This window comes from Stenotrophomonas sp. K-6 (assembly GCF_056861555.1).
The window spans coordinates 1,209,066-1,222,887 of the sequence record NZ_JBSPUC010000001.1 but is presented as its reverse complement, the minus strand read 5'-3'; the positions used below and the strand labels follow the sequence as shown (position 1 = coordinate 1,222,887).

At 65.2% G+C, this 13,822-nt stretch carries 14 protein-coding genes; 8 read left to right on the top strand and 6 right to left on the bottom strand.

All coding sequences use genetic code 11. The annotated features are described in order from the left end of the window. Window positions 1-213 precede the first annotated feature (213 nt). On the top strand, window positions 214-864 hold the full coding sequence (locus AC13F7_RS05375; protein WP_482999467.1) for an SCO family protein: 651 nt from the start codon (window positions 214-216) through the stop codon (window positions 862-864). Beyond that, window positions 861-1,703 carry an archaetidylserine decarboxylase gene (gene asd, locus AC13F7_RS05370; RefSeq protein WP_481468930.1) on the top strand — a complete coding sequence of 281 codons (843 nt, stop codon included), beginning with the start codon at window positions 861-863 and terminating at the stop codon, window positions 1,701-1,703. The genes AC13F7_RS05375 and asd overlap by 4 nt, the downstream gene beginning before the upstream one ends. A gap of 87 nt (window positions 1,704-1,790) precedes the next feature. Here the strand turns inward: asd and AC13F7_RS05365 are convergent, their stop codons facing one another. Both AC13F7_RS05365 and AC13F7_RS05360 read right to left on the bottom strand, forming a co-directional pair. Next, entirely contained in the window at window positions 1,791-2,132 is a 342-nt protein-coding gene (locus AC13F7_RS05365) for a ribonuclease E inhibitor RraB (RefSeq protein ID WP_176989277.1), read from the bottom strand. A gap of 114 nt (window positions 2,133-2,246) precedes the next feature. Beyond that, entirely contained in the window at window positions 2,247-3,851 is a 1,605-nt protein-coding gene (locus AC13F7_RS05360; protein WP_482999466.1) for a transglycosylase SLT domain-containing protein, read from the bottom strand. A gap of 121 nt (window positions 3,852-3,972) precedes the next feature. On the opposite strand from AC13F7_RS05360, the gene AC13F7_RS05355 reads away from it, so the two are divergent. Together AC13F7_RS05355 and greB are read left to right on the top strand one after the other, a co-directional pair. Next, a complete protein-coding gene (locus AC13F7_RS05355) occupies window positions 3,973-5,478 on the top strand; it encodes a helicase HerA-like domain-containing protein (protein WP_482999465.1) in 1,506 nt (501 codons plus the stop codon). Window positions 5,479-5,533: 55 nt separating this feature from the next. Then, the gene (gene greB, locus AC13F7_RS05350; protein ID WP_482999464.1) at window positions 5,534-6,037 is read left to right on the top strand and encodes a transcription elongation factor GreB; all 504 of its coding nucleotides are present in this window, start codon (window positions 5,534-5,536) and stop codon (window positions 6,035-6,037) included. A 71-nt stretch (window positions 6,038-6,108) separates the two neighbouring features. Here the strand turns inward: greB and AC13F7_RS05345 are convergent, their stop codons facing one another. Next, the gene (locus AC13F7_RS05345) at window positions 6,109-6,942 is read right to left on the bottom strand and encodes a DUF3025 domain-containing protein (RefSeq protein WP_482999463.1); all 834 of its coding nucleotides are present in this window, start codon (window positions 6,940-6,942) and stop codon (window positions 6,109-6,111) included. Then, on the bottom strand, window positions 6,939-8,303 hold the full coding sequence (gene rimO / locus AC13F7_RS05340; RefSeq protein WP_179458327.1) for a 30S ribosomal protein S12 methylthiotransferase RimO: 1,365 nt from the start codon (window positions 8,301-8,303) through the stop codon (window positions 6,939-6,941). The genes AC13F7_RS05345 and rimO overlap by 4 nt, the downstream gene beginning before the upstream one ends. A gap of 204 nt (window positions 8,304-8,507) precedes the next feature. Between rimO and AC13F7_RS05335 the strand changes: the two genes are divergently transcribed. The 3 genes from AC13F7_RS05335 to AC13F7_RS05325 are packed head-to-tail and all read left to right on the top strand — an operon-like array spanning window position 8,508 to window position 9,787. Continuing rightward, on the top strand, window positions 8,508-9,185 hold the full coding sequence (locus AC13F7_RS05335) for a dienelactone hydrolase family protein (protein ID WP_482999462.1): 678 nt from the start codon (window positions 8,508-8,510) through the stop codon (window positions 9,183-9,185). Next, window positions 9,182-9,604, top strand: a complete 423-nt coding sequence (locus AC13F7_RS05330) for an HIT domain-containing protein (protein WP_481468939.1) — start codon at window positions 9,182-9,184, stop codon at window positions 9,602-9,604. The genes AC13F7_RS05335 and AC13F7_RS05330 overlap by 4 nt, the downstream gene beginning before the upstream one ends. Window positions 9,605-9,619: 15 nt before the next feature. Then, window positions 9,620-9,787 carry a LiaI-LiaF-like domain-containing protein gene (locus AC13F7_RS05325; protein ID WP_019182647.1) on the top strand — a complete coding sequence of 56 codons (168 nt, stop codon included), beginning with the start codon at window positions 9,620-9,622 and terminating at the stop codon, window positions 9,785-9,787. A 151-nt stretch (window positions 9,788-9,938) separates the two neighbouring features. Here AC13F7_RS05325 and dcd read toward each other — a convergent pair whose 3' ends face one another. Together dcd and apbC are read right to left on the bottom strand one after the other, a co-directional pair. Next, window positions 9,939-10,511 (bottom strand): dCTP deaminase, encoded by a 573-nt coding sequence (gene dcd, locus AC13F7_RS05320; protein WP_019182646.1) that lies wholly within the window; start codon window positions 10,509-10,511, stop codon window positions 9,939-9,941. Window positions 10,512-10,611: 100 nt separating this feature from the next. After that, a complete protein-coding gene (gene apbC, locus AC13F7_RS05315; protein WP_482999461.1) occupies window positions 10,612-11,469 on the bottom strand; it encodes an iron-sulfur cluster carrier protein ApbC in 858 nt (285 codons plus the stop codon). A 208-nt stretch (window positions 11,470-11,677) separates the two neighbouring features. Between apbC and AC13F7_RS05310 the strand changes: the two genes are divergently transcribed. Next, on the top strand, window positions 11,678-13,672 hold the full coding sequence (locus AC13F7_RS05310) for a S9 family peptidase (RefSeq protein WP_482999500.1): 1,995 nt from the start codon (window positions 11,678-11,680) through the stop codon (window positions 13,670-13,672). Window positions 13,673-13,822: the final 150 nt, after the last annotated feature.

The window sequence follows — 13,822 nt, the reverse complement described above, 5'->3', positions numbered from 1 at the left end:
CCCACCCCCACCACGCCGTTGACAGTGAGTTGGTTCTTTCGGGAACAGCCAAGGCCAAGGCGGGTTGCGCACGAATCACGCATCACTCCAGGGATGGATTCACGGCGGGTCCCGGAAACCCACCCGTGCCGACGCCCTGAGCCGAAAGTCGGCAGCTTCGCTCCACAGCCCGCATCCCTCTATCATGGTGGCCACTTCCGGGACGGGGCCCTTATGTTCAACCGCAATGTCGGCATCATCCTGCTGATCGCCCTCGCCGCCGGGCTGGGGCTGGTCGTGGCGCAGAAGGTTTTCGCGCCCAAGCCGGGCGGTGACCGCCCCGCCACCGAGTCGATCACGTTCTATCCGCAGCCGCGACCGCTGCCCGATTTCAATCTGAGCCAGTCCGATGGCACCCGGCTGATCCCGGGCGAGCTGAAGGGCCACTGGACCCTCGTGTTCCTGGGCTTCACTTTCTGCCCGGATGTCTGCCCGACCACGCTGGCCGATCTGGCCCAGGCCCAGAAACAATGGGAGGCCCTGCCCGAGACGCTGCGCCCGCGGCTGGTCTTCATTTCGGTCGATCCCGAGCGCGATACGCCGGCACGGCTGGGCGAGTACGTGCACGCGTTCCACAAGGACACCCTGGCCGCGACGGCCGATGTGCCCTCGCTGGAGCGTTTCGCCACCTCGCTGGGCTTCGTGTTCCAGAAGGTGCCGGGCAAGCACTTCGATGAGAATCCCGAGGATTACACCCTCGAACACTCGGCCAGCCTGGCCGTGCTGGATCCGGAAGGTCGCCTGGCCGGCCTGATCCGCCCTCCTTTCCAAGCGCAGGCGATCGCCCGCGACCTGCAACTGCTGACCGAGAAATCCGCCCCATGAGTTTGATGACCACGCTGAGCTACGCCCTGCCCCATCGTCTGCTGTCGTCGATGGCGCGCCGACTGGCGTATTCCAGCAACCCGCGGGTCTCGCGCTGGCTGATCGACACCGTCACCGCCAAGTTCGGCGTGAATCTGGCCGAAGCCGCCAACCCGGACCCGCGCAGCTACCCGACCTTCAATCAGTTCTTCACCCGTGCGTTGAAGCCGGGCGCGCGCGTGGCCGATGCCGATCCGCGCACGCTGGTGATGCCGGCCGACGGCCGGATCAGCCAGCTGGGCAAGATCGAAGATGGCCGCATCTTCCAGGCCAAGGGCCAATCCTTCACTGCCGCCGAGCTGCTGGGCGATGCCAAGGATGCCGAGGTGTTCCACCACGGCCTGTTCGCCACGGTGTATCTGTCGCCGAAGGATTACCACCGCGTGCATATGCCGTGGACCGGCACCCTGCGCGAGACCGTGCATGTGCCGGGGCGGTTGTTCAGTGTCGGCCCGGCCGCGGTGAACACGGTGCCGGGGCTGTTCGCCCGCAACGAACGCCTGGTCTGTCACTTCGATACCGACTTCGGCCCGATGGTCTCGGTGATGGTCGGCGCGCTGCTGGTCTCCGGCGTGGAGACGGTGTGGGGCGGCGAGGAGATTCCGGCCTACGGCGATACGATCACGCGCAAGGATTACCGCGGCAAGGGCATCACCCTGGAGCGCTTCGCGGAGATGGCGCGCTTCAATTACGGCTCGACCGTGATCGTGCTGCTGCCGCCGGGGGTGGCCGACTTCGCGCCGCATCTGGATGCCGAGCATGCCGTGCAGCTGGGGCAGGCACTGGCCACCCTGAAGTAACGGTAGACCATGCGATCCGCACCAATGAAAACGCCCCGGTTTCCCGGGGCGTTTTTCGTTGTGTCCGTTTCGATCGGATCGCGCCGATCAGATCTCGACCGGGCCTACGTCCATACCGTCGTAGTCTTCCACGCCGTTCGCTTCGGCCAGGGCCTGCAGCTCGTGGTTGCGGGCATCCAGCGAGGCTTCGGTGTGGACCTCGGCGCGCTCCACGTGCAGCACGTGGTACGGGGCTTCGCCTTCTTCCAGATCCGGTTCGAACACTTCCACCAGGGTGTAGCCCAGTTCGACCAGCTTCTCGCCCAGGCCGTGCAGCGGCTCCGGGGTGGTGTTGACGAAGAAGTAGCCCCACAGCATCGGGCCGTTGAGGTCCCAATCGGTGTTTTCACGGATGTTGGCGAACATCTCGTTGATTGCGGTGATATCCATCTGGCTGTCCTGTATGCGTGTTGCGGCGAGCGCCGGCACGTGGCCGACGCTGCGATGGATGTGCTGGGCCGGGCGGCCGCAGGCGGGATGTCGGCGAGCCTACCCGGTTATGGCTTATTTGTCGCAGCCCTGCAGTTTGATGCTCTGGCCCTGCCTGAGCGAATAGGCCGGTGCCTTGAGGCCGTTGGCCCGCGCCAACGTGGGCACGTCGCACTGGAACCTGGCGGCGATCTTGCCCAGGGTCTCGCCCTTGCCGACCTTGTAGCTGCGCGCCGGCTTGGCCTTGGGCTTGGCGGCCGGGACCGCCACCGGGGCGGCCGGGGTCACCGCTGGCATCGCCTGGGCCTGGGCGACCGGGACCACGCTGCCGACCGCCACGTTGCCGGTGTAGCTCACCGCCGTGGGGCGAACGATCGCCGCGTTGAGATCGGCGGTGATCAGGGTGCGGGCCAGATCGGCGCGCGGGCCACTGACGCAGAAACGGTTGTAGAGGCCAGCGATGCGGGTGGTCGCGTTGATGATGGTGCCGGCCGGAATCCAGCCGTCGGCCTCATAGCGTGGGTTGAGGTTGCGCAGTGCGCGCATGTAGCCGTCGCGGGTGCCGGTGCTGCCCAGGCAGATGGTCAGCTCGTAGATCGTGGTCGACTTGGCCAGGCGGATGGTCGCCGGCTGCGCGCTGATCTTCGGGAATTCCACGCCGTACTGCTGCGGGTGCAGATAGATCCACGCCGCGGCGATCACCATCGGCACGTAGTCCTTGGTCTCGCCCGGGAACTGGTTGTAGACGCTGTCGGTCCAGAAGCCCTGCCCCGGGTTCTGGCGGAACACGCGGATGGCGCGACCTTCGCCGCCGTTGTAACCGGCCAGCGACAGCTCGACGCTGTTGTTGAGCTCGCGCATGCGTTCGTTGAGGTAGGTCGCGCTGGCCTCGGCCGCGCTGCGGGCGTCGAAGCGGGTATCGAAGCCGGTACCGTCCGGGCCCAGCCCGAAACGGCGGCCGGTGGCCGGCATGAACTGCATCAGCCCGGCGGCGCCGGCGCGCGAGGAGGCGTGAACACGCCCGTTGGATTCCTTGGCCATGATCCCGAACAGCAGCGCCTCGGGCAGGCCGCGCTTTTCCCACTCCGGCCACATCACCGCACGCAGGTTCTGGTAGTTCTCATAGCTGGTGAGCAGCGCCGGGCGCATGTCGGTCAGCCAGCGGCGGATGCCCGCCTGCACGGCCGGGTTGTACTCGACCATGGTGTCGAAGGCGTGCCGCTTGTCATTGAGCAGCGCTGCGGCGCGCGCCGCTTCGGGCACATCGGCGGCCAGCGGACCGACATGGTCCGGGTCGGCCTCCAGCAGGGTGCCGTCGGCGATGACGGTGCCGTCCTCGCTGTCCTGCTGGCTGTCGGCGTTGTTCTTGAGCAGGCGCTTGTAGGTCGGCAGCAGATTGCTGACCTGGCAGCCCTTCTGGGCCACGCAGGCACTGATCACATCCTCCATGTCCTCCAGCGCGGCGTCGGCCTCGTTGGTGCCCTTGGGGTCGGCGTTGTTCACCAGCACCAGCGCAGCGTTGTAGCGCCGCTCGGCGGCTGTCATGCGCTGGTCGAGCGCTTCGACCTTGGCCTTGTCGCGGGCGGAGACGCGCTGGGCATGGGCCTCGGGGACGATCGACAGCATCGCGGCAACGGCCAACAGCGGCCAACCACGGACAAGCAAGACAGGAACGGGCATTTTTGGCACTGTGTGCGAACGATGGGGCAGAGTAGCCGCGCCGCTTGCATCGGGGCAACCCGTCTGCCGGCCAGCCCATGCCGACATTTAGAATTCCGCCTATTCACACTGCGAGTTGACCATGGACCCGATTCTGCTCGGCAAAGGCATCACCGACGACATCCCCGTGACCCTGTTGCCGCGGCTGGGCAACCGCCACGGCCTGGTGGCCGGCGCGACCGGCACCGGCAAGACCGTCACCTTGATGACATTGGCCGAGGGCTTCTCGCGGATCGGCGTGCCGGTGTTCCTGGCCGATGTGAAGGGGGACGTGTCCGGCCTGGCCGTGGCCGGCGCCGGGACCGAGGCGCTGCTGCGGCGCGCGACCGACCTCGGCGTGGCCGATTACGCGCCCGCCGCCAGCCCGACCGTTTTCTGGGACCTGTACGGCAAGCTCGGCCACCCGGTGCGCACCACGGTGAGTGAGATGGGCCCGACCCTGCTTGCACGCATCCTCGAACTCAACGACACCCAGGCCGGCGTGCTGGACATCGTGTTCAAGCTGGCCGACGACCGCGGCCTGCTGCTGCTTGATCTGGAGGACCTGCGTGCCCTGCTCGGCCTGGTCGCCGAGGAGCGCAAGGACATCTCCACCGAATACGGGCTGGTCAGCGCACAGACGGTGGCGGCGATCCAGCGCTCGCTGCTGCGCCTGTCGCAGGACGGCGGCGAAGCCTTCTTCGGCGAGCCTGCGCTGGAGCTGGCCGACCTCATGCGCGTCAACCACGATGGCCGCGGCGTGATCGGCATCCTCGCCGCCGACCAGCTGGTGCTCAAGCCGCGGCTGTATTCGACGTTCCTGCTGTGGCTGCTCTCGGAGCTGTTCGAAACGCTGCCGGAAGTCGGCGATCTGGAAAAACCCAAACTGGTCTTCATCTTCGACGAGGCGCACCTGCTGTTCGATGACGCACCGCCGGCACTGGTGCAGCGCATCGAACAGGTCGTCCGCCTGATCCGATCCAAGGGCGTGGGCGTGTACTTCTGCTCGCAGTTCCCGGATGACGTGCCGGCCAACATCCTCGGCCAGCTCGGCAACCGTGTGCAGCACGCGCTGCGTGCGTTCACCCCGCGCGACCAGAAAGCAGTGAAGGTCGCCGCCGAAACCTTCGTGCCCAACCCGAAGCTGGATGTGGCCGCCACGCTGGCCAAGCTGGGTACCGGTGAAGCGCTGGTGTCCACGCTGCAGGACAAGGGCATTCCCTCGCCCGTGCAGCAGACCCAGATCGCGCCGCCGCGCTGCCGGATGGGTGCCATCACCGAGACCGAACGTGCGCAGGTACGCGCCGGCAGCCCGGTGGGCACCCGCTACGACACTGCGATCAACCGCGAATCGGCAGCCGAACTGTTGGCGCAGCGCGCGCAGAAGACCGTTGAGCAGACCGATGCACCGAAGGCCCGTACGCGCCAGCAGGACGAGGCGCAGGAAGGCGGCTTCGGCCAGAGCATCAAGGATGCGATCTTCGGCACCAAGCGCCGCCAGGGCATGATCGAAACCATGGCCAAGCAGACCACGCGCACCGTCGGCACCAAGCTGGGCAACCAGATCGTGCGTGGCCTGCTGGGCGGTATTTTCGGCGGAAAGCGCTGATACTTCGTGTCGCGCCCTGTGGCGCGGCACCTTTTGACGAGCACAAGCAGACCTGATGTCGCGTTGGCGTCCCCCCGCGGAAAAAAGCACGGCCCTGATCACCGCACAGGGCCATCAGCGGTTGAAGACCGAGCTGGACGAACTGTGGCGGCACAAGCGCCCGGAGGTAGTGAAGGCCCTGGCCGCAGCCGCTGCGGAAGGCGACCGCTCAGAGAATGCCGAGTACACCTACCGAAAGAAGCAGCTGGGCGAGATCGACCGGCGCGTGCGCTATCTGACCAAGCGACTGGAAGCACTGCGCATCGTGGAGACCGCCCCGACCGATCCAAACGCGGTGTTCTTCGGCGCGACGATCGAGCTGGAGAACGTCGACTCGGGCGACATCCACGTGTATCGCATCGTCGGCCCGGACGAGACCGATGCCGGTGCGGGCTGGATCAGCATCGATTCGCCATTGGCGCGCGCGTTGTTGAAAAAGCGCGTGGACGATGAGTTCGAGGTGGAGCTGCCCAGCGGCCGCCATGGGTTTGCCATCCTGTCGGTGGCGTACCCCGGCTGACAGGGTGCATCCACGCATGGCGTGGATCTACACGTAACGCCGGAAACCAGCGGGGTAGAGCAGCCGCCGCATCACCCCAGCGCTGCAGGATACGCACGGCCCTCGCGCAACGGGCGGAAGTAGTCGGCCCGCGCATGGAAGCCCGCGTCCTGCCGCGCGTGCCACCCTGGAATCCCGGCCAGCGGCAGCGGCCGCAGTTCCAGGGGATCATTGAGCAGCACACCGTCCGCGATTGCCTGCGCGACCAACGCAATCGCACTGGCATCGTCATCGCCCTTCACCACCACGCACTTGCCGACCAGCAGGCGCTCCGGCACCAAGGCCTGCTCCAGCAGCGCATGCCCGATCACGGCGGCGACGGCGATGCCGCCGTGTCGCCACTGCTCTGCCCCGTCCACGAACAGCGCCGCCCAATCATGCCGGTCCCACGCACGCAGCAGCGTCGGTTCGCGCACACGCACGATCACGCCGCCCTCGTCGAATTGGGTCAACGCGGCCTGCGCGCGGTTGCGCTGCCCAGGCGCCATCGCCGCGATGTGCCGGCACTGCTGCCGGTTGAGCGCGCGCTTGATGTCGGGGTGACGCGCCCAGATCAGGGCGTTGAACAGGTCGTGCCAGTTGTCTGCACGGGTGGCGATCTGGCCGCGCTCGGCAATACGGGTTTCATAGTGCAGGCCGTCGGCCAGCAGCGTCTCGTCCTGCTCCACCAGATGCTTGTCCGGCAACGCCAGGCGTGCGTCAAGCGATGCAACGGTGGGCCAGTTCGGCGCCACCATCAGATCCTGCACGTCGCCCAGCCCGGCGTAGATCGGCTGTGCAAAACAGGCCGCATCCACCGCATCTCGCGCCGGGGCGATGAAACGGCGACGACCGCCGATATCGGCAGCCGTCGCCACTGCGATCACAGCACCTGCAGATCGAACGGCTTGCGCGCTTCTGCCGCGATGATCGCGTCACCGAACAGGTCGTGATCGTCGCTCTCGGTGATCTCGACATCCACGAACTGACCGACACGGAGCTTGGCTTCGTCGGCATTCTGGATATGCACCAGGCCATCGATCTCCGGCGCATCGGCCTTCGAACGGGCCACCGCGATACCGTCTTCGATGGCATCGACCAGGCACTGCTGCACGGTGCCGATCTTGGCTTCCAGGCGAGCGGCGGAGATCTCCGCCTGGCGTTCCATGAAGCGGGCCAGACGCTCCTGCTTCACTTCTTCGGGCACTGCACCGGGCAGATCGTTGGCGGTCGCGCCAGTGACCGGTGAGTAGGCGAACGCACCGACGCGATCCAGCTGCGCCTCGTCCAGGAAGCTCAGCAGTTCCTCGAACTCGGCATCGGTCTCGCCCGGGAAGCCGACGATGAAGGTCGAGCGCACGGTGATGTCCGGGCAGAGCTGACGCCAGCGCTGCACCCGCTCCAGGGTCTTGTCGACCGCACCCGGGCGCTTCATCAGCTTGAGAATGCGCGGGCTGGCGTGCTGGAACGGGATGTCCAGGTACGGCAGGATCCGGTTCTCGGCCATCAGCGGCACGATCTCGTCCACATGCGGATACGGGTAGACGTAATGCATGCGGGTCCAGGCATCGAGCTCGGACAGGCCTTCGCACAACGCCTTCAACCGGGTCTGGTAGGCCTTGTCGCGCCACATGCGCTCGGCGTACTTCACGTCCACGCCATAGGCCGAGGTGTCCTGGGAGACCACCAGCAGTTCCTTGACGCCACCGCGCACCAGGCGTTCGGCTTCGCGCAGCACTTCATCGACCGGGCGCGAGACCAGCTTGCCGCGCATCGAGGGGATGATGCAGAAGCTGCACGTGTGATTGCAGCCTTCGGAAATCTTCAGATACGCGTAATGGCGCGGGGTCAGCTTGATGCCATAGTCGGGCACCAGATCCACGAAGGGATCGTGCTTGGGCGGCAGCGCGGCGTGCACGGCCTCCATCACGCTCATGTAGTCCTGCGGGCCCGACACCGCCAACACGTTCGGGTAGGCCTCGCGGATCTGCTCCGGGCGCTTGCCCAGGCAGCCGGTGACGATCACCTTGCCGTTGGCGTTCATCGCCTCGCCGATCGCATCCAACGACTCGGTCACGGCCGAATCGATGAAGCCGCAGGTGTTGACCACCACCACGTCGGCCGAATCGTAGGAGGGAACGATGTCGTAGCCCTCGGACCGCAGCTGGGTGAGGATGCGCTCGGAATCGACAAGGGCCTTCGGGCAGCCAAGGCTGACGAAGCCGACTTTGGGGTTCAGCTGGGACATGGATCGCAAGGACTCTGGGGGCCTGGGCCCATGCCGGAATGGCGTGGGGACCTGGGGCCGGAAACGGCGGCAAGTATACCGGCGTTCAGCCCGCGCCCCTGAACCGGATCGGGCCCATCCCGCCAGATCCGGCATTCCCGCTGACATCGCGCTAACCCGCGCGGGGCCGATAATGAATGCCTGAACCAACGGGAGTCTCGCACCATGGGTGAGTGGATCACACTCGATACGCATTACGGACCGGTCCGCGCCTGGCAGGCGACGCCGGAAGGCAAGCCGCGCGGGGGCCTGGTGGTGATCCAGGAGATCTTCGGCGCCAACCCGCACATCCGGGCGGTGGCCGACGATTACGCCGCCAAGGGTTATGCCGTGCTGGCCCCGTCGTTCTTCGATCTGGCCGAGTCGGCCCCGGACGGCACCGAACCGCCGGAACTGCCTTACGACAGTGATGGTGTCGCCGCCGGCCTGGCCATGGTCGACGCGCTCGGGGTCGAAAAGGCGCTGGAGATCGTGCGGGCGGCCGCCTCGAGATTGGCCCCGGCCGGCAAGGTCGGCACCGTCGGCTACTGCTGGGGCGGCAGCATCGCCCTGCTCTCGGCCCTGCGCCTGGGGCTGCCCTCGGTCAGCTATTACGGCGCCCGCAACGTGAACTATCTGGACGAGACGCCCAAAGCGCCGGTCATGTTCCACTTCGGCGCGCAGGACAAGAGCATCCCGCCGGAGGCGATCAAGGCCCACCGCGAGAAGCTGCCGCAGATGGCCACCTTCGTCTACCCGGCCGATCACGCCTTCAACCGCAGCGTCGGACATGCGTATGATCCAGACAGCGCCCACCTGGCGCTGGAACGCACCCTGGACTTCTTTGCGGAGCATCTTGGATGAGCGAGTTCGAACTGGATTCACGCCTGGCCACCGACAGCGTACTGGTCGCAGAAGGGCCGTTATCGCAAGTGCGATTGATGAACGATGAAAGGTACCCCTGGTTGATCCTGGTCCCGCGCCTGAGTGGCGTGACCGAGTGGATTGATCTGGACGGCGAGCAGCAGGACAAGCTGCGCACCGAATTGAACCGGGCGTGCAAGGCGCTCAAAGGCACCGATGGGGTCGAGAAGATCAACATCGGCTCGCTGGGCAACATCGTGCGTCAGCTGCATTTCCACGTGATCGGGCGCCATGTCGGCGATCCGGCGTGGCCGGGCCCCGTCTGGGGCCAGGGGCAGGCACATCGTTTTGAGCCACAGGTGCTTGCCGAGCGTGTCGCGCACTGGAAGGAACGGCTAGGATATTCGCCCCAGCCCTAGCGGACCCTGCCCCTGATGCGTTCCAACCTTGTCGCCGCCATCGTCCTGATCCTCGTCGGCCTGTTCCTGCTGGCCAGCAACCTGGGCTGGACCAACATGAACATGGGGAAGTTGATCCTCACCTGGTGGCCGGTGGTGCTGGTGGCCGTTGGTATTGGCCTGCTGTTCGGCCGCGGCAAGTAGTGCCGGCCGCTGGCCGGCAACGGATCAAAAAAAAGCGCGGAGTGATCCGCGCTTTTTTCTTGTGTCCTGTCTGGTGCCAGCCAGCGGCCGGCACTACCGGTAGGTGGGCTGGCACTACCGGTAGGTTTGCCGGCACCACCGGGACGTGGGATCAGGTCCGCGGCAGGGTGACGCCGGTCTGGCCTTGGTACTTGCCGCCGCGATCCTTGTACGAGGTTTCGCAGATATCGTCCTTGTCGGCCTGGAAGAACAGCATCTGTGCCACGCCTTCGTTGGCGTAGATGCGCGCCGGCAGCGGCGTGGTGTTGCTGAACTCAAGGGTGACGTGGCCTTCCCATTCCGGTTCCAGCGGGGTCACGTTGACGATGATGCCGCAGCGGGCGTAGGTGCTCTTGCCCAGGCACACCACCAGGGTGTCGCGCGGAATGCGGAAGTACTCCACGGTGCGCGCCAGCGCGAAGCTGTTGGGCGGGATGATGCACTCATCGCCGACGATATCCACGAAGCTGCCCGGATCGAAGTGCTTGGGGTCCACGATGGTGGAGTTGATGTTGGTGAACACCTTGAACTCGCGCGAGCAACGTACGTCGTAGCCGTAGCTGGAGGTGCCATAGCTGACGATGCGCTGGCCGTTGGCCTGCTTGACCTGGCCGGCTTCGAACGGCTCGATCATGCCGTGCTGCTCGGCCATCTGACGGATCCAGCGGTCACTCTTGATGCTCATGTAAGGGGGTCCTGGGCTGCGCCGGTTCGGGGCCGCCATTATGCCGCAGCCCCCCTGCCCCGGCACGCGCAGGCGGGGCCGCCGCGGCGACCGCCCCGGCTCAGATCAGCGAGGACAGGATCGGAATGCTGGCGCGCGGGCGCTTGCCCACTTCCTCGATCAGGCGCTCTGCAGCGCGCAGATAGGCCTGGGCCGCCAGGGATTCCGGTGCGGCGGCGGTGATCGGCGTGCCAGCATCGCCCTGCTCGCGGATGCCGATTTCCAGCGGCAGCGAGCCGAGCAGCGGTACGCCGTACTGGGCAGCCATACGCTCGCCGCCGCCCTCGCCGAACAGATGCTCCACCTGGCCGCAGTTGCTGCAGGTATGCACGGCCATGTTCTCGACGATGCCCAGCACCGGCACCTCGACCTTCTCGAACATCTTCAGCGCCTTCTTCGCATCCAGCGTGGCGATGTCCTGCGGCGTGGTGACGATCACCGCACCGGCCAACGGAATCTTCTGGGTCAGGGTCAGCTGGATGTCGCCGGTGCCCGGCGGCAGATCGATCAGCAGGTAATCCAGATCGTCCCACAACGTGTCGTTGAAGAACTGGGTCATTGCCGAGGTCGCCATCGGACCGCGCCAGATCATCGGCGTCTCGTCCTCGATCAGGTAACCGATCGACATGGTCTCCACCCCGAACGCGCGCATCGGCTCGATCGACTTGTTGTCCGGGCTTTCCGGACGGCCGCTCAAGCCGAGCATCGCCGGTACGCTGGGGCCATAGATGTCCGCGTCCAGAAGGCCCACGCGCGCACCGAGCTTGGCCAGCGCGACGGCCAGGTTGACCGCTGTGGTCGACTTGCCGACGCCGCCCTTGCCCGAGCCCACCGCGATCACGTTGCGCACGCGCGGGTGCGGCGACAACCCCTTCTGCACTTGGCTGGCATGGGGACGACGCGACTGGCTGGCACTCACTGCGGATACTCCGAGAAAAGGGGATGGCCGGGAGATGATACGCGTGCTGAGGCCTGTCAATCAGTTTGCAAGGCGCTCCTCCTCCATGTCGTCCGACCGTCCCCAAAGAACGTTGACTCACACTCACGCATCGTTCATCTTCGTCACATCATTGCAATGGACGCCTCAATTCATGCGCATCAACCGTACGCTGCGTTTCAGCGCCGCCATGTCCCTGCTCTCCCTCTCTGTCTCGATAGCGACAGCCTCCCAGCTTCCAGTCGGTGATTTTTCAAAGATTCCGGCCATTCAGTCGGTCACCATGAGCGCCGATGGCAAGCAATTGGTTGCCATCATCGCTGCTCCGGGCAGCAATAACGGCGATACCGCGCTAGCCAACTGGGATATGGACAAGCTCGAAGCCGGGCCGGTGGCAATCACTCCCTCCGGAGACCGAATGAAATTTGTCGCTGCCAGTGCGCTGAAAGCCGGCAAGAATTTGGTGCTGAGCCGCCAGGAACTCACTGCGCAGCTTGCCGGCTGCGGCGAGGGGAACTCAATCGGCTCCACGAAGACCTTCCTGACCAAGGCGTACCTGACCGACGCCAGCCAGGTCAAGTTCGACGAGGCGTTCGCCGACAACACCCGCAAGCTGGGCATCAGTGAGCAGACCCAGCGCTGCCTGGAAATCGCCGGCTCCGCCTCCCTGGTACATGCCCTGCCCTTGGACCCGGATAAGGTCGTCATTTCTCAAGTAAACCAGACCACCCTATCGGCCAACTACTACCTCTTCAACCTGCGCACAGGCAAGACCGAGCTGCTGTTCCGCGGCGGCGCCCGCTCCTCGCCAGGCCTGTTCAATCCACGTGATGGGGAGCTTCTGACCCGCGTGCAGATCGAGCCAGCTGGCACCAATGAGTATGAGCAGCAGATCCTGATCAAGAACCCGACCTCAGGGCAGTTCGAGAAGCACGATCCACTCACCACCAAGCTGACCGATCGTTACACCATGGATGTCATCGGCATCGACGAAGCGTCGAGGAAGCTGTACATCCTGACCGACCGATTTTCCCCGCAAGTACAGGCACGCCTGTACGACCCGTCTACCCGTCAGTTCGATCCGGAGCCGCTGGCCGCGCACCCTACCTATCCGATCGGAGGCCTGGTACTGGGCACGCGCCCGAGCAACTTCAACCAGGTGCTTGGCTTCCACGTGGACGGCCCGACGCGTGAAACGATCTACGTCGACCCACAGATGAAAGCGTTGCAGGATGGACTGAAGCAGGCATACCCCGGCCTGGATGTCACTATCACCGGCTACAACGACGATCTATCGCGCGTGCTGTTCACCACCGAGAGCGCGCAGTCGCCAGTCAGCTATTACGTACTTCGCGACCATAAAAGCGTGACCACGCTTGGCAGCGAACGGCCGTGGATCGATGGCAAGCAGATCGGCGAGCAGCGCTGGGTGACCTACACCGCACGTGATGGCCGCAAGATTCCTGCCATCATCGACCTACCGGTCGGGTGGAAAGAAGGCAGCACCGCGCTACCCACGCTGGTGCATCCGCACGGCGGGCCGTGGGCGCGCGATTACACAGGCTGGGACCGCTCGGGATGGGTGCCCTATTTCACTTCGCGCGGCTATGCGGTGATCCGTCCGCAATACCGCGGTTCGACCGGTTTCGGCCGTGAGCACTGGATTGCCGGTGACCGTGAGTGGGGCCAGAAGATGCAGGACGACAACGACGACGCTGCAGCGTACATGGTGGAGCAAGGCATCGCGGCGAAGGAGCGCATTGCGATCTTCGGCTACTCATACGGCGGATTCGCCGCAGCAGCGGCTACCGTGCGCAGCCCCTCGCCGTACCAATGTGCGATCGCCGGTGCACCGGTGACCGACTTGGCGCGGCTGGGCGTTTCCTGGAGCGAGAACCGCCTGCAGCGGATCCTGCAAGGCCAAACAGTGAAGGGAATGGATCCCATGCAGAACACCGCGAAAGCCACCATCCCCGTCCTCCTGTACGTGGGCGACCGCGATGTCCGCACGCCGTCCTTCCACGCGCGCAGCTTCTATAACGCGGTACAGGGCAAAGTGCCTGCAAAGTTCGAGCTGATCGCGGACATGCCACACAGCATGCCCTGGTATCCCAGCCACTATGAAAAAACGTTGCCGCTGATGTCCGACTTCCTGGCCAAGGACTGCGGCCCGGGCGGCCTCTAACTTTCATCCGGCCAGCACATCAAAAGATCAAGAGCTCCGGCGGACACCTCGCCGGAGCTTTTTTTGTCCGTGAAGCTGAATTGGTGATTACGACACTGTGATGAAAATGTTAGAACATTTACGTTGCATTTAACTAAATCCGCACATAGA